Genomic DNA, 20,835 nt, shown 5'->3' with positions numbered 1-20,835 from the left:
TGAGAGGTTCAGTGACGCTTGAGGTCGATACGCGGGTCTACCAGCGGGACTACCAGGTCCGCCAGCAGGTTGCCGAGCACGATGGCGACCGCCGACAGCGTGGTAACGCCGACGATGACCGGGATATCCACTTGCTGGATCGACTGCCAGGCCAGCTGACCGATCCCCGGCCAGCCGAACACCGATTCCACGACCACCAGCCCACCCATGAACACGCCGATATCGATGCCGATCATCGGGATCACCGGCACGATGGCATTGGGCAGTACGTGGGCGAACACCACCCGCGCCCGGCTCAGGCCTTTGGCGCGTGCGGTACGGATGAAATCCTGATGAAGCACTTCGAGCATGGAAGAACGCACCATTCGCGCGTACCAGCCGCTGCCCAGCAGGCCTAAGGTCAGCGCTGGCAACATGAGATGGCTGACCCCGCCATAGCCGCCCAGCGGGAACCAGCCCAGTTGCACGGCGAAGAAGTACAGGAACAGCATGGCGGCGATGAACTGCGGTGCTGACACCCCCACGAATGAAAACGCCATTAGCAGTTTGTCGATGGCGCTGTCTCGCTTGATGGCCGCCAGCATGCCTAGGCTGATGCCGATTAACAGCTCAAAACCAATGCCTGCGGCCATCAGCTCCAGCGAAGGGCGCAAGCGCGAGCCGATCAGTTCGCTGACGGCGGTGCGCTGGATGTACGAGCGGCCCAAATCGCCGTGCAGCAAGTTGCCCAGGTAGCTCAGGTATTGGGTGTAGAAGGGTTGGTCCAGCCCCAACTGTGCGCGAATGGCCGCCACCACTTCAGGCGTGGCGCTGCGCCCGGCGATTTGCCGCGCAGGGTCGGCCGGCAGCAAAAACAGCAAGAGGTAGGTGATCAGGGTCACGCCCAGCAGAATCAGCAGGGCATAGCCCACCCGACGGCAAATGAACGGCAGCATCAGCGGCGCCCCTTGAGTGTGGGATCGAGTTCATCGCGCAGCGCGTCGCCGACCAGGTTGAACGCCAATGACAATAGGATGATTGCAGCGCCCGGAATGAACACCAGCCAAGGCGCCGAGGTGAAGTAAGTCTGGCTTTCGAAAATGATATTGCCCCAGCTGGGTGTGGGGGGTTGTACCCCTACGCCCAGGTACGACAGGGTGGCTTCCAGCAAGACAGTGGTGGAGATGCCCAATGTTGCCCATACCAGGATGGTGGGCAGCAGGTGCGGCAGCAGGTGCGAAAATAGAATACGCAGCGAGCTGGCCCCCAGCGTGCGTTCCACGGCCACGAAGTCACGCGCGCTCAAGGCCACGGTTTCGGCATAGATCACCCGGGCAATCTGCACCCAGTTCACCATGGCGATCACCATTGCAACGATCCACACGCTGGGTTGGAAAATGGCAGACAGGGCAATCGCCAGCAGCAGCGCCGGAAACGCCATCATCAGGTCGGTCAGGCGCATCAGCGCACTGCCTAGCCAGCCCCGTACAAAGCCTGCGGTCAACCCCACCAGGGTGCCTATCAACACGGCCAGGCCATTGGCAAGCACACCGATGAACAATGACGTACGCGCCCCGAAGATCAGCCGCGAGAGCAGGTCACGGCCCAACAGGTCAGTGCCCATCCAGTAAGGCGTGGCGGGCGCCAAGGGGGCGCCTTCCAGGGACAAGCCTTCGATGAATTGTTCGTCCGGGTCGAACGGCGTGAGCCAGGGTGCCAGGAGGGCCAACACCACCACGGCGGTGATGAACAACAGCGACATGGCCACGCTCGGCCGACGCAACAGCGCTTTGAGCGTGCTCATGCGCGGCCCTCGTCGCGAACGGCGAGGATGTCTTCGCACAAGGCCTCGATGGGGCGATTCAGCTGCATGGACAGCGTGCGCAACCGTTCATACGCCGTGGCCTCGTCGAGGCGCTGGGTGATCATCACCCGCGCGAGTGCCTGTGCCAGCAGCGGCCGCTGTGCCAGGCGATGCCGGAGCGTGGCAAGCTCCTCGGCGTCGGCCCGCTGCCGATCGCGCAACCCCACGGCCATCATCAGCGTGGTGTACACCGAGCCCTGACTGATGGGTTTGTTAAGCAAAGCCGTGGCGCCCAATTGCAGCGCCCGTTGAATTTGCGACAAGGTTTCGTGTGCGGTGAGTGCCACGATAGGGATCGCGGCGGCATTGAGCGCTTCTACCGCCGCCGGGCTGGCGAAATGCTCTACCTCCAAGATGGCAGCAAAGCAGCCGGCAGTATCGCAAGGCGCGTCGTGCTCCAGCGCCTGGGTACGGATGCCGAGGCGCTGAAGGCTTTTACCAAGGCTGGCCTGGCTGCGTTCGTCGCAGTCGATCAACAGCAAGCGGCCCTGCCCCAAGGTTGGAAATACCCGTGCTTTCATTTGACGATCCTCAAATGCGTTGCGCTGCGAACGTGTCGGTCGGCCAGGCCCGCGTGTAAGTCCGTGACGGTCAGGTAGGGGTCGGCGGCCAAGGGCTGTGCTGCCGACTGCACCACCTCGAAACGCCCGTCGCGCAACTCGGCAATGTGGCTGCCCAGTGCGCTGTGGTGGTTGTGTGCAGACAGGGTCAAGGGCCCCAGCACACTGGCCATGGCGTGGCCGTACAGGTAATTACAAATGGCTGTGGGCGCGGGGTCGCCACAGGCCTGCAAGGCATCGGCGAACACCCGCAAGGCGGCATAGGCCCCGGCGTAATAATGCGAGCAATGGCGCACGCCGTGACGTTGTTGGCGGGCTCGGAACGCCGGGGCCAAGGTTTCGAAAAATGGCCCACAGGACAGCAACCGCAGTGCGTGCATTGGCCCGACCGCCTCCAGTTCGGCTTCTGTGAGGTTGCAGCTCAGCACCGGCAGGCGCAGGCCCTGGTGGGCGCAGGCATGGTCCAGTTGCTGCAAAAAGGCGTAGGAGGATTCACCCACCAGGTTATTGAGCACGAACGCCGGCCGCTCGCGCATCAGCGTGTCTACCAGCGACGCAAAGCCAGTGGCACCCAGGTGCCAGTACTTTTCGCCGAGTAGTTGCGCGCCGTTGGCCTCCAGCACCTCCCGCGCGATGCGATTGCTTTCCCACCCCCAAACGTAATTTGAGCCCAGCAGAAACGCGCGCGGCCCGAAGTTGGCTAGCGCGTAGCGCAGCAGGGGTAGCAGCGTCTGATTGGGGCAACCCCCGAGGTAGAGCACGCTTTCGCTGCTCTCGTAGCCTTCATAGGGGCTGGAGTACCAGAGCAAGGCGCCATGCTGGTCCAGGTCGGGAATGATCTCCTTGCGGCTGGCCGACAAGGTGGTGCCGAACACGTGCTTCACGCCGGCTGCCAGCAGGCGCGCAATGCCTTGGCTGTAATTGGCAGCCTCGCCCTTCGGGTCGATGCACAACGCTTCCAGCCGCACACTGCGATCAGCCTCGGCGTTGATTTCGGCTAACGCGTCCTGCAAACCCTGCAACGCGTTGAGGCCCATGCGCCGGTAAGTGCCTTCGGTGGACAGTAGAAAGCCAACAGTGACGACAGGGCGCGCATCGAGCATGACCGTTATCCATAAAAAAAGCCCAATCCACCCGGTGAGGGGTCGATCAGGCTTCAGTACCTGGCGCAGCGAGCCGCGCGAATGTGGCAAGGCTTAAGGCGCGAAGGCCGGCTTGCAGGGTTGATGAAACACTATGAAATAACTGTGCCAGGTGGGGAGTGGCTAGTTTTAACAAGCTCGCAGACGGTGCTGGTGAATTGCTTGCCCTGCATTAGTGCGGCTTGGGGGTGTGCGCCTTATGAAGGGGCATGGCCTATATGGCACATTCGAATGCTCTGTCACCTAACATTTATAGACCGGTCATCTTGATTGCTGCCTCAGGGAGACGATCTCCCTTAAGCGGGACTCTGGCCGCTTCGACATTGATTTCTTCCAATTCAGCTGGGCTCAGATCTAAAGACACACCGCCAAGGTTTTCTTCCAGACGATGTAGTTTGGTGGTGCCGGGAATTGGCACGATCCATGGTCGCTGTGCAAGCAGCCAGGCAAGCGCAACCTGAGCAGGGGTGGTGTTTCTGTGCCCGGCCACAGCTTTGATGGTATCCACCAGCGCCATGTTGGCCTTGCGCGCCTCGACTGAAAAGCGTGGGACAGCGTTACGGAAATCACCTTCAGGGAACTCGGTGGTCGTGTCTATTTTCCCCGTAAGAAAGCCTGCGCCCAGCGGGCTGAACGGGACAAAGCCAATACCTAGTTGCTCAAGTACTGCCAGCAATTCTGTTTCTGGTTCACGCCAGAACAGCGAATACTCACTCTGCACGGCTGCCAGGGGCTGCACGGCGTGCGCACGGCGAATGGTCTTGATTCCAGCTTCGGAAAGCCCCCAATGCCGCACCTTGCCGGCTGTAATCAGCTCGCCCATGGTTCCCGCAACGTCCTCGATTGCGACGGCGGGGTCGACGCGGTGCTGGTAAAGCAGGTCGATATGGTCGGTGCGAAGTCGCTTGAGCATGGCATCGACTACCACCTTGATATGTTCGGGCCGGCTGTTGAGCCCCCCGCGCCGCTCGCCAGTTTGCTCATCAATGTCGAAACCGAATTTGGTAGCGATTACTACCTTGTCGCGGATCGGCTCAAGCGCCTCGCCCAGTAATAACTCGTTCTGGAGGGGGCCGTAAGATTCCGCTGTGTCGAACAGGGTGATGCCTCGTTCGTAGGCATCCCGCACTAGCTTGATCATCTCGGCCCGGTCAGTCGCTTCGCCGTATACACCGGTCATGCCCATGCAGCCAAGGCCAAGCGCCGAGACGTGTAAACCGGAGCTTCCAAGTGTTCGCATTTTCATCGAGGTCTCCTTCTGAATTGAAGCCGCCCTCAGGGCGCGACTTGCTTGACGGGGCGGACCAGAATTTCCTGCACTAACACGCGCGGATGCTGAGCAAAGGCATATACCAGCGACTGTGCAATATCGTCTGGAGTCAGCGCTTCCAGGCCCTCACGACGGGCTCGCAGATCCTCGGGCGCAACGTTATGGCCAAATTCGGTCCAAACCGCGCCAGGCTCAATCACGGTTACACGAATGCCGTCGGCCCCGACCTCTTTGCGCAGGGTCTCATGGAAGCCGACAACGGCGTACTTCGTCGCGCAGTAGACTGACCACCCCTCGACGCCGTAGCGGCCGCCAGTGCTGGACACGGAGGCGATCATTGCTCCCGGCCGCCCACGCATCAAGGGAAGCGCCGCGTGAGTGCAGTTGAACAGGCCTAGCACGTTGGTCTCTAACATCGTGCGCCAGTCGTTGGGTTTGCTATCGGCAAAGGCGCCAAACACGCCAAGCCCTGCGTTGTTAAACAACAGGTCCAGCCCGCCAAATCGCGCCTTCACTTCAGCAAACAATCCTTCAACCTGTGCCGGGTCAGTCACGTCGCAGGCCATGGCCACCGCGCCATTTCCAAGTTCGGCGGCAAGCGCTTCGATTGTCTCGCGACGACGTGCGGCGAGCACCACCTGCACACCCTCACTTGCCAATAAACGTGCGGCCGCCTCGCCGATCCCGCTTGAGGCGCCGGTCACGACTGCAACCTTGCCGGTTAAGTCCTGCATCTTCATGTCATCGTCTCCGGTCTGTGGGTTGGTCAGGCTATGTCGATAGCTCCAAGCCAACCGCGGACTTGATTTAGCGTACGGCGCTCTTGATCAGCTTCCATTACAAAGGGCGCCTCTATGCGCGCCTGCGGTGCGTGATTCCTGAGCACCGTCATGGCGTCGCCAATACCGTAACCACCGTGGGTGATGAACGGGCGAATCGTTTTGCCCGCCAGCTCATGCGCGCGCAGGAACGAGCGGATCGGTGGCGGTGCGGTTTCACCCCAGATTGGAAAGCCCAGGAATATCGTGTCCTTATCAGCGATGTCGGAAGCGTGCGCAGCGAGTGCGGGTTCCGTGCCTGCATCGCGCTCGCGTCGAGCCTTTTCAACCGTTTCTTCATAGTCACCGGGATAAGGTACTGCCGTGCTGATTTCAAACAGTTGGCTGTGAACTATCCGATGAAGTGTTTCCGCGATGACCCTGGTGTTTCCTGATCGGGTTAGATAGGCAACTAGCACCCTACTTTTCTCGTGGGTTGCCTCGCTCGTCGAAGCACACGCAAGCGTGGCGCCAATGGGTGCTAATAGCGCAGTGGCCAGTACCGTGCGGCGGCCGATGCCATGCGGCCTCATGCGCCTAGGCCCTCTCTGGGAAGTCAGTGCTGACGCTGGCTGCGGCCCAGGCGGCGATTTCTTCGAGCTGATGATTCAACTGCTTTGATACGATCTCGACCGCATCGCTGCCCAGCAGTAAACGCCGTGGCAATTGGGCGTTGGCTAGCGTATCGACGATCAACCGCGCTGCGCGCTTGGGGTCGCCGGGTTGAGTACCGTGCGTATGGTCATGTGCCGGGCGGCGCGGGCCGACCGTATCGGCGTAATCATCGATTTCGGTCTTGGCGCCAGCCAGCGAGCGCCCCGCAAAATCAGTACGAAACGCCCCGGGTTCGATGGCCAGGACACGAATGCCCAACGGTTCCACTTCCATCTTGAGCGTTAGAGTGACCCCTTCCAGAGCCATCTTCGCTGCTGAGTAATAACCTGATCCTGGGTTCCAGAACTGTGCGCCAATGGATGAGAAATTGACAATGGTGCCTGACCGGCGCTTGCGCATGGTCGGCAGCACTGCTTTCATCAGCGCCACGGGACCGAACACGTGCGTATCAAACAGGTCGGCTACATCCTGCTCATCGCCTTCTTCCACGGCGGCGCGATAGCCATAGCCGGCATTGTTGATCAGTACGTCAATGGGACCGAAATACTCTTCGGCCCTCTCAACCGCTTGGGCAATCGATGCTTTATCGGTTAAATCCAGTGCTAGGGCGAGAGCACGTTCGGGATAGGCCTGCTCGAACTCTTTTACCTTGTCGGCGCCCCGCGCAGTAACGATGGCGTTGAAACCTGCCTCAAGCACACAGTGAGCAATAGCGTGGCCGAGGCCCGACGAACAGCCGGTGATGAACCAAGTAGTCATGGTAGGTCTCCTTCTATACGTTGAGGTATTACAAATTGTTGCCAGGCTTTTATTAGCTTCCCTCTTGCGCAGGCACTGGGTCGCCTGCCTGTTTTGCCAAAGGGCGAACGATCATCGTAAGGACCACCAGCAGCGCCAATACCAGCATGGCCGTGCCTGTTTCGAACGCGACCTTGACACGCGATATGGCCAGCTCATGGCCAGTCAAACCAGCGGTTGCCATGCCTGCAACCGCAACCAGCACGCTCAGCCCTACCGAGCTGCCCAATTGGTGCGCGACATTCACCGCGCCGGATGCGGCACCGGCGTCTCGATGCGAAACGCCAATGACGCCCGCAGAGGTCAGCGGGCTCAGCGTTAGCCCCTGACTAACACCGACCAACAGCATCGGCAGGGCCACCGCCATCACGTAAGAAGAGTTCACCGAAACACAGCTGAGCCACGCCATGCCAACGATACCGATCACGATCCCTGCAACCACCAGGCGATTGGCGCTGAAGTGCCTAACCAATCGTGGTACGGCAATAGCGAAAGGAACGTGCAGGACGGTCGCCGGGATAAACGCCAGGCCACTTACCGCAGGCCCATAGCCTTTGACAATCTGCAGATAAAGCGTCGAGAAAAAGAAGAACCCCACCATCGCCCCCAGATACAGAATGCGAGCCGCATACGCCCCGGACCGGATAGTGCTGGAAAACAAGTGCAGCGGCAGAATGGGCTGAACGGCCTGTCGTTCAATCGCCAGGAACAAACCAAGCATAATAAAGGCACCCCCTATCGCGCCGAGGGTAAGCGGATCACCCCACCCGCTTTGGGCAGAATGGATAAAGCCCAACACGAGGCCGCCAATCCCAACCGTTGAGGTGATCGCACCGAAAAGGTCAAACTTGCCTACGTGTTTCTCGCTTTCAGGGATGTAGCGATAGGCGGCGAAGATCAAACCAACGCCTACGGGCAAATTGATATAAAACCCGGCGCGCCATGACACCCACTCCGCCAGAACACCCCCCAGCACCAAGCCCACCGTCGCTGACACACCAGCGGCAGCGGCGTAATAGGACACGGCACGTGTGCGTTCATGGCCCTCGGCGAAGTTCGTTTGCAACAGGGCAAGGGTGGAGGGTGCAAGCACGGCCGCGCCAATACCCTGGATAGCCCGCCATCCCAGCATCCAGGTGGCCGATTGCGAAGCACCGATTGCCAACGATGCGAAGGTGAAGATGCCAAGGCCAATCACAAACATCCGGCGCCGCCCAAGGATGTCGCCAGCGCGCGCGCCTAATAGCATAAAGCCGCCAAATGTCAGGGTATACGCGCTTTGAACCCAGGCTAGATTGGCTTCGCTGAACCCCAACTGCTGGCGGATCTTTGGAAGGCCGGTCAGTACGACAGAGATATCCAATACGATCATCACGTAGCTGATAAGGATGATCGCCAAGACAGCGCCTTTGTGTGGCGCTTGGGCAGAGCTCAGGTGCAGGCTCATGATAAATTCCGAAACCGGTCAAGCTGACAATGCGATGAACGCACGCAGCAAAGGAAAGCTTCAGCGCACTATAGGCCCGGCACTAGAAAGCGATAAGATGCCATAATCGGCATGTTGCTATAAGGTGCTCTAATTAATGGTAGGCGAGAACTATAACGAGTTGGCAGCCTTTGCCATGGTGGCTAAAGAGCGCAGCTTCACTCGCGCCGCAGCCAAAATGGGTGTCTCGCAGTCAGCGCTCAGCCAGACGATCAGAGGGTTGGAGGCGCGGCTTGGGCTACGCCTGCTAACTCGAACCACCCGTAGCGTGGCACCCACCGAGGCCGGGCGGCGCCTGTTTGATACGGTTGCACCGCGTTTTGAGGAAATTGCCCAGGAACTTGCCTTTCTGAGCCAATTACGGGACAAGCCTTCTGGAACAATACGCATCAATACAGGCGAACATCCGGCCATTTCAGTGCTTCAACCGGTGCTGCACAAGTTCCTGCCAGACAATCCGGACGTAAGCGTTGAAATCATCGTCGACTATGGGCTGACCGATATTGTTGCCGAAGGCTATGACGCCGGTGTTCGAATGGGGAATCAGGTCGCCAAGGACATGATCGCTATGCGGATAGGCCCGGACCTTCGCATGGCTGTGGTTGGCGCACCGCAATACTTTGCACAACGTTCGGTTCCACATGTTCCCCAAGACCTTACCGTGCATAACTGCATTGGCATCCGGTTGCCCACGTATGGCGGAGTCCCTCCCTGGGACTTGGGCAAGGACGGTCATGAGGTAAACGTGCGCGTCGAAGGGCAGTTGGTCTTCAACAATATCAGCCTACGGCTCAACTCTGCCCTGGACGGGCTCGGGCTGGCCTACCTTCCTGAAGACCAGGTGCTGCCGCATCTGGAAGCTGGACGGCTGGTCCGAGTGCTAGCCGACTGGTGTGAACCATTCCCTGGCTATTACCTTTATTACCCAAGCCGCCGTCACACGTCGCCGGCGTTCTCACTCCTTCTAGAAACTCTGCGTTACCGTGGATGAGTGCTAATAGCCTGCACATACTGCGCTTCGCTGACCGGCTCCATCCAAGTGACGGAACCGTTTTCGAGCCCCTCAGATAGCGCTACATGAGTCATGGCCTCGTGTGGCGCCGCCCCGTGCCAGTGTTTGACGTTAGGCGGTATCCAGGCAACATCACCCGGCCCAATCGCTTGTGCAGCCTGCCCCCACTGTTGTGCAAACCCATGCCCCCGCGTCACGATCAGCGTCTGCCCTAGCGGGTGCGAGTGCCAGGCTGTATAAGCGCCGGGCTCGAAAATGACCGTTGCGCCCCCTATGCGCGATGGTGCTTCGCGTTGGAACCTCCCTGTCACATGAACAGTACCGGAGAAGGTTTGTGCCGGCCCGCGAATTGCGGGGCCGGCGTCGCTTCGGATGACTGTAACCTTCTGTTGGTCCGGTTGTGCCGCCTCTGCTATTGCCATGACTAGCACAAAGATCAGCCCTGCCATGATGGTCTTACTTGCCGAACACCTCATTTACTAAAGACTTCACGCGCAACACCAACGGCGCTGATCGCGTTCGGCCACCCAGCGTAAAAAGCGAGTTGGGTAATAACCTCGACAAGTTCCTGCTCCGTCACCCCATTGCGCCGTGCCAGTTCCATGTGCGAGCGAAGCTGTTCGGGCCGATTAAGTGCGATCAATGCTGCAACGGTAATCAGGCTGCGGTCCCGTTTCGCAAGGCCTGGGCGTTCCCATACATCACCGAATAGCACGTTGTCTGTGAGCTCGGCGAGCTTAGGGTCAATGTCGCCCATCAATTGTTGCGCGCGGGAGGGAGGCCGCCCCTGCTCATCGCCTACGGTCTGAGCATTAACCGTCATGGATGTACCGCAGGCAAATAAGAGGCCTGCTGTACTGATCAGTTGTCTAGAGATTTTCTTCAATACGGACTCCTCGACGCGCAAAATGACTTCGCGCTCAGTAAAATCTGTGCGCCGAATGTGTTGACGTGCCCCATCAGCTAACAAGTGTTCTAAAGAAAAACGGTGTCAACATACCGAGTGCGATCTCGACATACTCAGGGACCCAGTAGGTCTCGATATGCCTGGCACCGTCGATCTTGAAAAACTCTTTTGTCCGAGGTGCCAGTGGCCTTCGGGGAGGCGCCCTCAGTCATGTACTGGGCGTCGGTCCGGTCGGTATCGTCGGCATAAAGGATCTCGCCCCCGGCGGCTTCTAGCCCGCGAGCAGTCGAGGCCTGTTGTAGACGTTGCTGAATCGTTGCCTTTTGCAAGTCCCGAAACCCGTTGCGACGCATCAATCAAGCTTTTCGTCAGACAGGTACTGCGAAATCTGGTCGGCTATCTGGAGATTATTCAGATCGGACATAATGAAGTGCGTATTCCCACGAATGCCGATGTCAGGCAGGTGCACAAGGCGAGCATTTCCGCCATGCCGGTTAATGGCCGCGACCCACAATTTCGCCATGGCCAGTCGCACACGCCAGTTGTCCTTCCCGCGCTCCGGGGTGGGCTCTGTTGGAATGTTGTCCCCGTAATAGATGACAATCGGGATACGGGTAAGCTTGGCGAAATCGCTCGCTGCAATAGTGACTGGTTTCAGCGTCCCAGCTGCACTGGGCATCTCGGCAGGGACGTCATCCTGCGGAAATACAAAGCCGCTTCCAGGCTCGAAAGCAACAATGGCTTTAACATTCGGGCTTTCGACTGCTGTCAGCCAACCCGGCTCGCCCCCCTGCGAATGAGTGAACAGTATCGCGGGCCCGGTTTTTTCCAGTAGCGCCGTCATGGCGCTTGAGATCACTTTGGCGTCGTATGGGCCCGTGTTCGGCGTAATCGAGCGGAAAAACTGATTGAGCGCGTCTGGATTGTGAGCGAATTGCACACCCTTGAAGAAGTGAGGCCACGTACCTAAACGGAATTGGTCGAAAAAAAGCTGATCATTAGGCACAGGTTCGATGGTTATCGCCACGCTACTGTTGCCTGCTCGACCACGACGTGGCTGATCAACAACATAGGTAGAGAAATGTCGGCGCAGGAAGATCGTCTGGAAGCCCTCCCGACCATCAGGCGTAGCCTCCCAGCTTCGCCCTGATACAAAGGCACCGTGAAGCATGACGATAGGTAGGCGACGGGCATGCACCGGCACTTGGAAAAAGGCATAGAGGTGATCGCCGTGGAGGCTCTGTCCCTGTGCTGTCGGCGCGTTATTGACGAAGTCACCTGGGGTTTTCGAGATAGTACCCCCTGCGGCGAAACTGCCTTGCTTTAGCACCACAAGCGGCTCGGGATCTGAAAAGGCCGCAGAACTGAATGTGGTCGTGAGGGCGGCAAAAACCGCAAGTGCTGGAATAACCCTTCGGCGCAACATGGCGTGTCCTCCTGGATAGCTGAGGAACGATAACGCCATTTTGCTTTAGTGATTAGCCACTCCAGCCTGCACAACGTTATTAGCGTTGCTTATCAGTGGCGGCGGGTAGGTATAGTGGTCAATGATTCTCGGAATTGACATCAAGTCTTCTTTCCCCGCCGGGGGACGATGTTTTCAAAAGCAACACGCGGGATCACAAATTATTGCCACGCACTGCGTGACTTGAAGGGGGAACAGTGGACTTAGGATTTCTAACCAACATTACCGAAACAGCGTTTCTGGGCATCTCACTCGCCAACTGGTTTTTGGCGCTATGCGCCATTACGCTGAGTTTCACGATTTCTCGCGCCAGTATCGGCTTCATACTCAGGAAACTGCGTAGCCGTGGAGAGCGCTCAGGAACGCACGCGACTCACATCGCCATAGAGGTGCTTTCCAGCACCAGCAATACGTTATTACTGCTCGGTTCAATCCTGATCGGTATCGGTGTGCTTGACCTGCCTATCCGTTGGGCAGGCAGGGTCAGTAGCTTATGGTTCGTGGTTGTAGCCCTTCAGGTAGGCCTCTGGGCTAACCGCGCCATTGCACTCGCGGTAATGCGCTACTTCAGGCGGCACAGCCATTCTGAGGTATACGCCGGAAGCGCACTGGCTACCCTTGGCCTCTGGGGCGCGAAAGTATTGCTGTGGGCAGTGGTGATTCTGGCTATGTTGTCCAACCTGGGTGTGAACATAACTGCCTTCGTGGCGAGCCTGGGTGTGGGTGGTATCGCGATTGCGCTGGCAGTGCAAAACATTCTGGGCGATGTCTTCGCATCGCTCTCTATCGCCGTGGACAAGCCTTTCGAAGTGGGTGACTTTATCGTTGTAGGTTCGCTGTCGGGAACCGTTGAACACGTAGGCCTGAAGACCACCCGCATCCGGAGCCTGGGTGGGGAACAGATCGTCATGGCAAACGCTGAGATGATCGGTAGCACGATCCAGAACTACAAACGTTTAAAAGAGCGTCGCATCGTTTTCAAGGTGGGCTTGACCTATGACTGCACACCAGCGCAGGTCAAAGAGGTACCCAGGGAGATCGAGCGGATCATTCGGGCACAGAGCATGGCACGCTTTGATCGGTCCCACTTTTCGGGCTTTGGCGACAGCTCGCTGGATTTCGAAACGGTTTATATCGTACTTGACCCTGGCTACAACGTTTACATGGATGTTCAACAGGCGATCAACATCGGGATGATGGAGTGCTTCGCAAGCATGGGCGTCGAATTCGCATTCCCTTCCAGGACAGTGTATGTCGCATCGCTGCCAGCAGCGCCTGACGCGCCCTCAACGCACGAAGACCCGGCTGAGCCAGCCGCTAACCCTGTTTAAGTAGCCTGCTCAGCCATCACAGACGCTGTGCCTAAGCGACCTTACCGCAGGCCAATCAAGAAGGATGATTCGCCTGCGGCAGGCCCGCACCCGCGCTTGCGGCAGTTTGTGTGTTATCGCAGGGTATGACGCGCTTGATCAGCTTACCGATGGACATGCCCTGCACAAGGATAGAGAACACCACTACGCAATAGGTGAGCGAAACCACCACATCACGTGCATCGCCTATGGGCAAGGAGAGTGCCAAGGCTACTGATATTCCTCCGCGTAAGCCTCCCCACGTCAATACACCCCAGGCCCCTTTAGGCAACCCAATACGCCGTTGAAAGAGCGCTACAGGCATGCCAACCGTAAGCAGGCGGGCCAAAAGCGTTAACAGAATTACCAACGACGCTGTCGCAACCAGCGTGCCGGAGAAGGGTATCAATACTATTTCGAGACCTATCAAAACAAACAGGACCGCATTGAGAATTTCGTCTATTAACTCCCAAAACATGTCGAGGTTTTTTTCAGTTTGCTCAGACATTGCATAGGAGCGGCCTTGGTTGCCAATGATCAAGCCCATGACCACCATTGCCAACGGCCCGGAAACGCCCAAGTGCGTCGCCAGGGCATAGCCACCCAATACGGCTGCCAGCGTGATAAGTACCTCTTCCTGATAACTGTCGATGCTCTTGAGCATCCGGTAGGTGACATACCCGATCAGCCCCCCTATAAGTGCACCGCCCCCAGCCTCTTCGACGAGCAGCCGTGCTGCACCTAAACCTGACGGGGCTGCACCGCTGGCGATCATGCCCACGATCAGTGAAAACAACACAACGCTTACACCATCGTTGAATAAAGACTCCCCAGAGATCACCAGCTCAAGGTTGTCGGGCGCACCGGCGGATCTAAGAATACCCATGACTGCAATAGGGTCGGTGGGTGAGATCAATGCGCCGAATACAAGGCAGTATGGCAGCGGTAGCTCCAACGTAGTTAAGGACAGTAGCCCCCATAGGCCAAAGCCGATAATCAGCGTAGATAGCGTGGTTCCGACGACCGCCAGGCCTGCGACCGGCCACCTGTAGGCCCGCAACAACGACAGGTCGACATGCAGAGCCCCTGCAAATAGCAACAACGACAACATGCCCTGCATCAGCAGCTCGGAAAAATCTATCGACTCGACGAAGGACTGCTCGTAGGCATGCAGGGCGTGGAACCCTATTGCATCACTGATCATATTGATCAACGACAACCCCAAGGCAATCCCCATCACCCCAATGGCAGGTGGTAGCCCCACGTAACGCCTGTTGAGGAACGCGAGTACGGCGGTGATGCACAGAAACGCTGCGACAGTGTCTAACATTGACAAAAATGCTCCGTAAAAAGCGTTCGTTTCTACCCGCAACTCACCTGAATGTCCGACAGCAGCCCCGTCATGGCCGTCTCTATCTGGGCTTCGTTGCGTTTGTAGTAGGTCCACTTGCCGACTTTACTGGCCGTAACGAAACCTTGGTCATGCAGGGCCTTCAGGCAGAGCGAGGTGGCGGGCTGAGAGAGGCCGGCTTTGTCTTGGATAAGGCTGGCGCATACACCGTGGACGCTGAAGTCGTACAGCTGGGTATACCCCTCAAAGGAAGCATGAGGGTGTTTGAGCCAGGTCAGTACTGCCCGCCGCGTAGGGCTGGAAAGTACTTTCAACGCCTCGTTCAATTCCACCATTGTGGTCTCAGCCCCCAAAAGGGCGGGACAACCCCGCCCGTCGAACGGGTGATTTTAAGGCGTACTGAAGGGATAGTCGATGTAACCCTGCGCACCGCCGCCATACAGCGTGGCAGGCTCCACCGAATTGAGTGGCAGGCCGTGCTTGAACCGGTGTGGCAGGTCTGGGTTAGCGATAAAGGTGCGGCCAAAGCCGAACAGGTCGCCATAGCCGTCGGCCAGAACACGTTTGGCCTTTTCCTCGGTGTAGCAGCCTGAGTACATGATGGGGTTCGAGAAGGTGTCGCGCAGCGCTTTGCGGAACGACACAGGCAGCTCAGGGCTGTTGTCCCAGTCTGCCTCGGCGATAGACAGATAGCCAATACCCAACTCATTGAGCATGGCTGCCGCACGGAGGTAGGTCGCGTGCGGATCGCTTTCTACAAGGCCAAGGTACACGCGGGCTTCCTGCGTGGTTTCGAACAGCGGCGCAAAACGCACGCCTACCCGCTGCGCACCGAAAACAGAGATCACCGCCTGGGTGACTTCCCGCAGGAAACGCAACCGGTTATCCAGCGAGCCGCCGTATTCGTCGGTGCGATGATTGGCGTGCTCGGAGATGAACTGGTTGAGCAGGTAACCATTTGCCGAATGCAGCTCTACGCCATCGAAACCTGCGGCTTTGGCATTCATTGCAGCAACGCGGTACAGCTCCACGAGTGCTTTCACCTCTTCGGTGCTCAAGGCGCGTGGCACACTTGGGTCGGCCAATTCGCCCGTGCCGGGGCTGGTCTCGATAAACACCTTTACGGCTGTCGCGGCGAGGGCCGATGGCGCCACAGGCGGCTGGTGGTCAGGTTGCAAGCTGGTATGAGACACCCGGCCCACGTGCCATAGCTGACAAAAGATGATGCTGCCTTCTTCGTGAACGGCGCGGGTCACTTCCTGCCAACCAGCCACCTGTTCAGCGCTATAGATGCCGGGTGTCCAGGCGTACCCCTGGCCCCTGGGCTCGATCTGTGCACCTTCGGTAACCATGAACCCGGCGGTGGCACGCTGCCGGTAGTAGGTGGCCATGAGAGGGCCGGGGATATCGCCTGGCTGCTCACTGCGCGAACGGGTCAGGGGAGGTAGCGCGATGCGGTTTTTGAGGGTAAAGCCTGCAAGCGACAAGGGTTCGAACAGAGGATGGGAAGGCATGTGACACTCAATAAAAGAAAACAGGCGAACACATTAAAACATTCGAATGTTTATATGTGTTTGCACTTTTATTGAGCTTTTTAGCAGCGGGGCAGCACCGCTACCCCGCTAACCCTTCATCACCTCTGCCCTGTAGCACTCATCAAGAACGCCGCAAACGCGTCGAGGGTCATCTTTTGGCCGTTGAAGTCCACCATGCCACCTTCGTAATGCAACGAGGCGAGCATGCTGTTCTCCTCGACCTTGGCCAGCCCTTGAAGCGTCGCCAGGGTTGCCACCAGCGTCGCAGTCGCGTCGGCGTTTTTAACCGCTGTGGCCTCGCTTTGGCCTTCCAATTGACCTTTCAGGGAGGCCAGATCGCGGATCGTACCTTTGGCCAGGCTTAGCTTGGCATCCAGCATTCCGATGGTTTGCTCAGCCAGTAAAGTAGGCGGCACGCTAGGGTTGGCCGGCTGGGTGAGGTCCAGCACAATACTCAGGTGGCTTTCGCCGTTAGTCGTTTTAAGCCCCAGCGGTTGTAGCTCTACATGCGGGCGGCCTGCCAACAAACGGCGCAGGCTGGCTTCCCATTGCGCCTGTTGTTGCGGCGTGAACTGCGGTGTAAAGGGCTGCTGTGCCTGCGCCGCTGCCAACGCCTGTGGCGCAATGACATTTTCATAGAACGCGACCAGTTCACGGCTGGCGGCGATGTCCAGGTTGTTGAACAGCCAACGCATCTGCGCGCTGCCAACAGGCTTGGCACCGATGGTCGCCTGCTCGAAACGGTATTCCATCGACCCTTTTAGTGTGCCGTTCAGCTCTTCAAGGCTGCCCAGTATGGCGAAATTCTGCACCTCCAAGGGCAGCCTGCCAGCCCCTGAGAACGCCTGATGCTCGACCTGCACCTGGCTATTGCCAAGATAAAAGCCCGACGCGCCTTTGATACCGCCGGTGTGAATGTTTACGCCTTTGACGTGCCAGGTCATCTGTTCGCCAGGGAGGCCGATCGTGTAGTCAAGGCCATCGATCCGGGTATCGAGTGCCATGTTTTTACCGTCTTGGGTACTGCTAACGGTTCCCTCCGCCCCTGCGTACCGCAGTAGGCCGTTGGCGCCTTGCCATTGGCCAGGCAATAGCGTGAACCGGCTATCCAGCTCGCCGCCATAAAAAGCGGTGGTGTTTGCGATCAGTGGCGTTGAGCCCTCAGGCGTACCTAGCATTTGCGCTAGTGCGGCGTTGCTTTCTACATGAAGATTTGCAGTCACCATGGCGGGCAACAGCTTCAAGGCCTTGAGGCGCGACCAGGGAAACGGCCCGTGTTCGATATCGGCCACCGCATCGATGTGCAGAGGCTGTTCGGCCTCGATCCCCGACCCTTGAACAGTGGTCACAAAGTGAGCAGTACTGGTGAACAATCGGCGCTCGAAACCTGTGAGCTCCACCTTTGCAGTGACAGGCTGACCCGCCAGCGTGCTTTTGAGCTGCTGATTAGCCTGGATGACTTGCTGGCGCAGCAAGGGCTCGACCTGGGTGCCGGTGTACCAGGCAATGCCGGTGGTGGCAGCGGCCACAATGACCACGGCGCCAACGGCGAGAGGAAACGCTTTACTCATGGACGGTAGTGCTCCTTGCAGGCTAAGCCGCGTAGCCTTTCGTGAAGCCCTGACAAAAGCACTGGCAGGGCAAAGGAAAATGACGGCCATTACTACAGGTTGCACGCCAAATGTGCCAGCGGTGGCCTGATGACCGTTTCAAATTGATCACCTTGGCCTCACCGGGCATGAAAATTCGCCAACTCCAGCACCACGCGGGTGAGGTGGTGGTTATTGCCTACAGCCGCCCACAACGTGGGGCTACTGGTGGCCACGCCATGCTCGGCGCACTGATGAAGGCAGTCATCGCCCCAAGAAAAATATCCACCGTCGAATTGCCCTGACTGCTGTACCTGTTGGCACAGTGAGCGGTAGGCGTGGGGGTTGGTGCCTCGCAGCGGATGGGTATGCAGGCGAAGCCAACCATCGGCAACGGTGTATTCAAGGTGGGCAGGGGTGTTGCACAGGCGCGGGTCCAGCACCCCCGTGTGCGGGTGGGCAATGGTGTAATCACCGAATGAGGGAAGCCGGTCGGTGGCCTTGAGTTGGCCAATCAGCCGCTTGTAAGCGAGCCATTCATAGCGACGCACGACGGCGCCCTGGCAGTCGTCTTCTGGAGTGACGTAGGCGGGGAACGAAGTGCCGGTGAGCGTAAGGCTTCGCCACTGGTGCAACTGCGGCAGTTGGGACAGTAACGCCTGGGTATGGCCTGCCTGGGCGGCAGCACTGCGTGCCACGTGCTGGCTGAAGTCGATCAGCAGGTCCACCTGCCCTGGCCCGACGCCCATGTAGGCCAGCAAGGCCCCCACTTGGGTGGTGAGCTGAGGGTGATCGAAGTCCTCGGTAATCAGGCGCAGGCACAGGCCACGGCCATGCCGCCTTGCAACGCGCGCGATGGCAGCCTGGTATTGGTAATGGCGGGCCAGGCCGGTGACTGGCAAGGCCATGCACCCCGCTACGGCAGCCAGCTCCAGCAGCCGATCGACATGGTGAGTACCGTCGGCGCAGAGCGCATCGGGCGGCAGGTAGCAGGAGTCCACGAAACAGGGGAGGCTGCCCCAGGTGGCCATCAAGCGCTCACCGAACCGCCCAATGTGCTCATCGATGCTCTTTTGCGGCCGCTCGTTTTCGTAGTCCCAGGCCTCGGCGGGTATTTCCAGCAACGGGGTGATGCGTTGCCGTAATACGTCGCTGATATGCGCCAGGGCGAGATATTCCCCGTGGCGCCATTTCAGTACAGGCACGTACTGACGGTGATCGAACATTGCCCTGGCATCCTTCCTTGCGAATTCAGCCAGGACTATACGGGCCTGCCCCTGCTGCTCAGAACGAGGCGAGGGCTTAAGTTTCTGTAGGAAAGACGAACCATACCCCGGAAACGCCCGCCGTAGACGGTGCGCGGGTATTACGTTTTGTGCATATGGCTTGCGCTCTATTGATATCCTGACTGAATGCCTGGCTGCTCAACGTGAGGCGCATCGTATGTACTCTTGTAGGCGCTTTACTAAAGAAATGATCAAAGTCACCTCTCGCCACGCAAGGCCGTTTGATCACCTACCCACAACATCAGCCTAGCTAATCAGGCATCAACAACCCATACCCCAGCAGCATCAGCGGCCATGCCAGCAAAGGGCTGAACAGCCAGCGCCACACCAGGGCGCGCGGGTCGAACCCCAAGCCATGCACGAAACCTGCGCTCAAGCCCCACATGACTAGCGCTAACACGCCGTGGCTGTAGCCGCCGTCTGCACCTAATAGGGCCAAGGGGTGTAGCAGCATGATCAGGCTGAGGGGCGCTGCAAGGATGAGCGATACCGAACGGCTGGGCCCACTGCCCAGGCCACGTGCCAGCACTTCAGCGGTCATGGCCCCCCTCCTCGCCCAGGCAGTTGGCGCCCTCAAGCCACAGCGCGTTGATGATGCCAAAGCTACAGGCCAGCAATACACCCAATATCCAGGCGAAATACCACATGACGGGGCTCCTTAGTACAGGCTGTGAGGGTTGAGATCGATGTGCGCTGGCGTGACCTTGCCCCAGAGCTTCCAGTAGCACCACAGGGTGTAGGCCAGGATGATGGGTACGAACAGGCCAGCGGCCACGGTCATGATGCCCAGGGTGGTACGGCTGGATACCGCGTCCCACACCGTGAGGCTGGATATGGGGTCGATACTGGAGGGCATCACGAAGGGGAACAGCGCAAAGCCGGCCGTACAAAGGGTGCCGACGATACTCAACGCGGTCCCGAGAAACGCCAGGCCACCGCGCCTAAAGGCCGCCGACAGCATCGCGACCAGGGCACCTAGCACAGCGAGAAGCGGCGCCAACGCGGTGTAGGGGTGTGCTTGATAGTTGGCCATCCAGCCGAGGTTACCCAGGTGTACGGCCTTGGTGAGCGGGTTGATGGCCGCGCCCAGATCCAGACCATCCTCCAGCACCAGCCCCGAGATACTACCGACGGCCAGCCATGCCCCCGCGCCGATGAATGCCAAGAGGTAGAGTAGGGCAAAGCCCATCACGGCACGCCGTGCCCGCTCCGCGATAGGGCCGTCGGTGCGAATCATCAACCAACTGCCACCATGGGCCGCGAGCATGGCCAGGCTCACCAGGCCGGCCAGCAGGCCGAAGGGGCTTAACAATTGCCAGAAGGTCCCGTGGTAGCTGGCGCGCAAGGTGTCGTCGAAGCGGAAAGGCACGCCCAGCAACAAGTTGCCGAACGCCACGCCAAAGACCAGTGATGGCACAAGGGCGCCCACCCACAAGCCCCAGTCCCAAGTGCTGCGCCAGCGGGCATGGGTCAGCTTGCTGCGGTAATCGAAGCCCACTGGCCGCACGAACAGCGCAAACAACACCAGCAGTAGCGCCCAGTAGAAGCCCGAGAACGCCGCCGAATACACCAGCGGCCATGCGGCGAACAGTGCGCCGCCTGCGGTGATCAACCACACCTGGTTGCCGTCCCAGTGCGGGGCAATGCTGTTGATAACCACGCGCCGCTCACGGTCGTTACGCCCCACTAAGGGCATCAGCAGCATGGCGCCCAGGTCGAACCCATCGGCTACGGCAAAGCCGATCAACAACACGCCTACCAGCACCCACCACAACAGTTTCAGTGTTTGATAATCCAGCATGGTGATGT

Annotated in this window: 22 protein-coding genes and 1 pseudogene; 2 read left to right on the top strand and 21 right to left on the bottom strand. The window is 58.8% G+C overall.

What is annotated here, in order from left to right; genetic code table 11:
- Positions 1-8: 8 nt before the first annotated feature.
- The 9 genes from AC4LE2_RS00700 to AC4LE2_RS00660 form a co-directional block, all read right to left on the bottom strand.
- Positions 9-935, bottom strand: coding sequence for an ABC transporter permease (locus AC4LE2_RS00700; protein ID WP_491823398.1), 927 nt, complete (start codon positions 933-935; stop codon positions 9-11).
- Positions 935-1,783, bottom strand: a complete 849-nt coding sequence (locus AC4LE2_RS00695; RefSeq protein ID WP_491823396.1) for an ABC transporter permease — start codon at positions 1,781-1,783, stop codon at positions 935-937. The genes AC4LE2_RS00700 and AC4LE2_RS00695 overlap by 1 nt, the downstream gene beginning before the upstream one ends.
- A complete protein-coding gene (locus AC4LE2_RS00690; protein ID WP_491823394.1) occupies positions 1,780-2,364 on the bottom strand; it encodes an ANTAR domain-containing response regulator in 585 nt (194 codons plus the stop codon). The genes AC4LE2_RS00695 and AC4LE2_RS00690 overlap by 4 nt, the downstream gene beginning before the upstream one ends.
- Positions 2,361-3,506, bottom strand: a complete 1,146-nt coding sequence (locus AC4LE2_RS00685; protein ID WP_491823392.1) for a transporter substrate-binding protein — start codon at positions 3,504-3,506, stop codon at positions 2,361-2,363. The genes AC4LE2_RS00690 and AC4LE2_RS00685 overlap by 4 nt, the downstream gene beginning before the upstream one ends.
- 289 nt (positions 3,507-3,795) lie before the next feature.
- Entirely contained in the window at positions 3,796-4,791 is a 996-nt protein-coding gene (locus tag AC4LE2_RS00680) for an aldo/keto reductase (RefSeq protein WP_491823390.1), read from the bottom strand.
- 29 nt (positions 4,792-4,820) lie between these two features.
- Positions 4,821-5,555 carry an SDR family oxidoreductase gene (locus tag AC4LE2_RS00675; RefSeq protein WP_491823389.1) on the bottom strand — a complete coding sequence of 245 codons (735 nt, stop codon included), beginning with the start codon at positions 5,553-5,555 and terminating at the stop codon, positions 4,821-4,823.
- Positions 5,556-5,581: 26 nt separating this feature from the next.
- On the bottom strand, positions 5,582-6,166 hold the full coding sequence (locus tag AC4LE2_RS00670; protein WP_491823387.1) for a flavodoxin: 585 nt from the start codon (positions 6,164-6,166) through the stop codon (positions 5,582-5,584).
- 4 nt (positions 6,167-6,170) lie between these two features.
- A complete protein-coding gene (locus AC4LE2_RS00665) occupies positions 6,171-7,007 on the bottom strand; it encodes an oxidoreductase (protein ID WP_491823385.1) in 837 nt (278 codons plus the stop codon).
- A gap of 52 nt (positions 7,008-7,059) precedes the next feature.
- The gene (locus AC4LE2_RS00660) at positions 7,060-8,493 is read right to left on the bottom strand and encodes an MFS transporter (RefSeq protein ID WP_491823383.1); all 1,434 of its coding nucleotides are present in this window, start codon (positions 8,491-8,493) and stop codon (positions 7,060-7,062) included.
- Positions 8,494-8,629: 136 nt separating this feature from the next.
- On the opposite strand from AC4LE2_RS00660, the gene AC4LE2_RS00655 reads away from it, so the two are divergent.
- Positions 8,630-9,523 (top strand): LysR family transcriptional regulator, encoded by an 894-nt coding sequence (locus AC4LE2_RS00655; protein ID WP_491823381.1) that lies wholly within the window; start codon positions 8,630-8,632, stop codon positions 9,521-9,523.
- Here AC4LE2_RS00655 and AC4LE2_RS00650 read toward each other — a convergent pair.
- The 4 genes and pseudogenes from AC4LE2_RS00650 to AC4LE2_RS00635 all read right to left on the bottom strand — a co-directional run bounded on the left by AC4LE2_RS00650 (position 9,511) and on the right by AC4LE2_RS00635 (position 11,877).
- Complete coding sequence (locus tag AC4LE2_RS00650; protein WP_491828015.1) at positions 9,511-9,966, bottom strand: (R)-mandelonitrile lyase; 456 nt, start codon at positions 9,964-9,966, stop codon at positions 9,511-9,513. The two genes, AC4LE2_RS00655 and AC4LE2_RS00650, sit on opposite strands and share 13 nt — an antisense overlap.
- A gap of 50 nt (positions 9,967-10,016) precedes the next feature.
- The gene (locus tag AC4LE2_RS00645; RefSeq protein WP_491823379.1) at positions 10,017-10,430 is read right to left on the bottom strand and encodes a carboxymuconolactone decarboxylase family protein; all 414 of its coding nucleotides are present in this window, start codon (positions 10,428-10,430) and stop codon (positions 10,017-10,019) included.
- 73 nt (positions 10,431-10,503) lie between these two features.
- Positions 10,504-10,804 (bottom strand): annotated as a pseudogene (locus AC4LE2_RS00640) (hypothetical protein); the annotation flags it as partial.
- Entirely contained in the window at positions 10,804-11,877 is a 1,074-nt protein-coding gene (locus AC4LE2_RS00635; RefSeq protein WP_491823378.1) for an alpha/beta hydrolase, read from the bottom strand. The pseudogene AC4LE2_RS00640 and the gene AC4LE2_RS00635, both read right to left, overlap by 1 nt.
- A gap of 236 nt (positions 11,878-12,113) precedes the next feature.
- On the opposite strand from AC4LE2_RS00635, the gene AC4LE2_RS00630 reads away from it, so the two are divergent.
- A complete protein-coding gene (locus tag AC4LE2_RS00630) occupies positions 12,114-13,247 on the top strand; it encodes a mechanosensitive ion channel family protein (RefSeq protein WP_491823376.1) in 1,134 nt (377 codons plus the stop codon).
- Between the two features lie 55 nt (positions 13,248-13,302).
- Here AC4LE2_RS00630 and AC4LE2_RS00625 read toward each other — a convergent pair whose 3' ends face one another.
- From AC4LE2_RS00625 to cydB, 8 genes are all read right to left on the bottom strand, one after another.
- On the bottom strand, positions 13,303-14,595 hold the full coding sequence (locus AC4LE2_RS00625) for a cation:proton antiporter (RefSeq protein ID WP_491823375.1): 1,293 nt from the start codon (positions 14,593-14,595) through the stop codon (positions 13,303-13,305).
- A gap of 32 nt (positions 14,596-14,627) precedes the next feature.
- Entirely contained in the window at positions 14,628-14,951 is a 324-nt protein-coding gene (locus tag AC4LE2_RS00620) for an ArsR/SmtB family transcription factor (protein ID WP_491823373.1), read from the bottom strand.
- 54 nt (positions 14,952-15,005) lie between these two features.
- Positions 15,006-16,130: an alkene reductase gene (locus AC4LE2_RS00615; protein ID WP_491823371.1), complete on the bottom strand. Its 1,125-nt coding sequence runs from the start codon at positions 16,128-16,130 to the stop codon at positions 15,006-15,008.
- Between the two features lie 119 nt (positions 16,131-16,249).
- Entirely contained in the window at positions 16,250-17,722 is a 1,473-nt protein-coding gene (locus AC4LE2_RS00610) for a YdgA family protein (protein WP_491823369.1), read from the bottom strand.
- Positions 17,723-17,880: 158 nt separating this feature from the next.
- The gene (locus tag AC4LE2_RS00605) at positions 17,881-18,966 is read right to left on the bottom strand and encodes a beta family protein (protein WP_491823367.1); all 1,086 of its coding nucleotides are present in this window, start codon (positions 18,964-18,966) and stop codon (positions 17,881-17,883) included.
- Between the two features lie 310 nt (positions 18,967-19,276).
- Entirely contained in the window at positions 19,277-19,567 is a 291-nt protein-coding gene (locus AC4LE2_RS00600) for a cyd operon YbgE family protein (RefSeq protein ID WP_491823365.1), read from the bottom strand.
- Positions 19,557-19,673, bottom strand: coding sequence for a cytochrome bd-I oxidase subunit CydX (gene cydX / locus AC4LE2_RS00595; RefSeq protein ID WP_491823364.1), 117 nt, complete (start codon positions 19,671-19,673; stop codon positions 19,557-19,559). The genes AC4LE2_RS00600 and cydX overlap by 11 nt, the downstream gene beginning before the upstream one ends.
- 11 nt (positions 19,674-19,684) lie before the next feature.
- The gene (gene cydB / locus AC4LE2_RS00590) at positions 19,685-20,827 is read right to left on the bottom strand and encodes a cytochrome d ubiquinol oxidase subunit II (protein ID WP_491823363.1); all 1,143 of its coding nucleotides are present in this window, start codon (positions 20,825-20,827) and stop codon (positions 19,685-19,687) included.
- Between the last annotated feature and the right edge of the window lie 8 nt (positions 20,828-20,835).

Source organism: Pseudomonas sp. 9.3L (genome assembly GCF_058536285.1).
This window is presented reverse-complemented; position numbering and strand designations above follow the sequence as displayed.

Bases quoted from the DNA above. Each gene is read 5' to 3' on its own strand.
- cydB (WP_491823363.1), bottom strand. From the start codon at position 20,827: ATGCTGGATTATCAAACACTGAAACTGTTGTGGTGGGTGCTGGTAGGC.
- AC4LE2_RS00635 (WP_491823378.1), bottom strand. From the start codon at position 11,877: ATGTTGCGCCGAAGGGTTATTCCAGCACTTGCGGTTTTTGCCGCCCTC.
- AC4LE2_RS00600 (WP_491823365.1), bottom strand. From the start codon at position 19,567: ATGACCGCTGAAGTGCTGGCACGTGGCCTGGGCAGTGGGCCCAGCCGT.
- AC4LE2_RS00680 (WP_491823390.1), bottom strand. From the start codon at position 4,791: ATGAAAATGCGAACACTTGGAAGCTCCGGTTTACACGTCTCGGCGCTT.
- AC4LE2_RS00655 (WP_491823381.1), top strand. From the start codon at position 8,630: ATGGTAGGCGAGAACTATAACGAGTTGGCAGCCTTTGCCATGGTGGCT.
- cydX (WP_491823364.1), bottom strand. From the start codon at position 19,673: ATGTGGTATTTCGCCTGGATATTGGGTGTATTGCTGGCCTGTAGCTTT.
- AC4LE2_RS00665 (WP_491823385.1), bottom strand. From the start codon at position 7,007: ATGACTACTTGGTTCATCACCGGCTGTTCGTCGGGCCTCGGCCACGCT.
- AC4LE2_RS00700 (WP_491823398.1), bottom strand. From the start codon at position 935: ATGCTGCCGTTCATTTGCCGTCGGGTGGGCTATGCCCTGCTGATTCTG.
- AC4LE2_RS00610 (WP_491823369.1), bottom strand. From the start codon at position 17,722: ATGAGTAAAGCGTTTCCTCTCGCCGTTGGCGCCGTGGTCATTGTGGCC.
- AC4LE2_RS00675 (WP_491823389.1), bottom strand. From the start codon at position 5,555: ATGAAGATGCAGGACTTAACCGGCAAGGTTGCAGTCGTGACCGGCGCC.
- AC4LE2_RS00660 (WP_491823383.1), bottom strand. From the start codon at position 8,493: ATGAGCCTGCACCTGAGCTCTGCCCAAGCGCCACACAAAGGCGCTGTC.
- AC4LE2_RS00605 (WP_491823367.1), bottom strand. From the start codon at position 18,966: ATGTTCGATCACCGTCAGTACGTGCCTGTACTGAAATGGCGCCACGGG.
- AC4LE2_RS00625 (WP_491823375.1), bottom strand. From the start codon at position 14,595: ATGTTAGACACTGTCGCAGCGTTTCTGTGCATCACCGCCGTACTCGCG.
- AC4LE2_RS00620 (WP_491823373.1), bottom strand. From the start codon at position 14,951: ATGGTGGAATTGAACGAGGCGTTGAAAGTACTTTCCAGCCCTACGCGG.
- AC4LE2_RS00690 (WP_491823394.1), bottom strand. From the start codon at position 2,364: ATGAAAGCACGGGTATTTCCAACCTTGGGGCAGGGCCGCTTGCTGTTG.
- AC4LE2_RS00615 (WP_491823371.1), bottom strand. From the start codon at position 16,130: ATGCCTTCCCATCCTCTGTTCGAACCCTTGTCGCTTGCAGGCTTTACC.
- AC4LE2_RS00695 (WP_491823396.1), bottom strand. From the start codon at position 1,783: ATGAGCACGCTCAAAGCGCTGTTGCGTCGGCCGAGCGTGGCCATGTCG.
- AC4LE2_RS00685 (WP_491823392.1), bottom strand. From the start codon at position 3,506: ATGCTCGATGCGCGCCCTGTCGTCACTGTTGGCTTTCTACTGTCCACC.
- AC4LE2_RS00670 (WP_491823387.1), bottom strand. From the start codon at position 6,166: ATGAGGCCGCATGGCATCGGCCGCCGCACGGTACTGGCCACTGCGCTA.
- AC4LE2_RS00650 (WP_491828015.1), bottom strand. From the start codon at position 9,966: ATGGCAATAGCAGAGGCGGCACAACCGGACCAACAGAAGGTTACAGTC.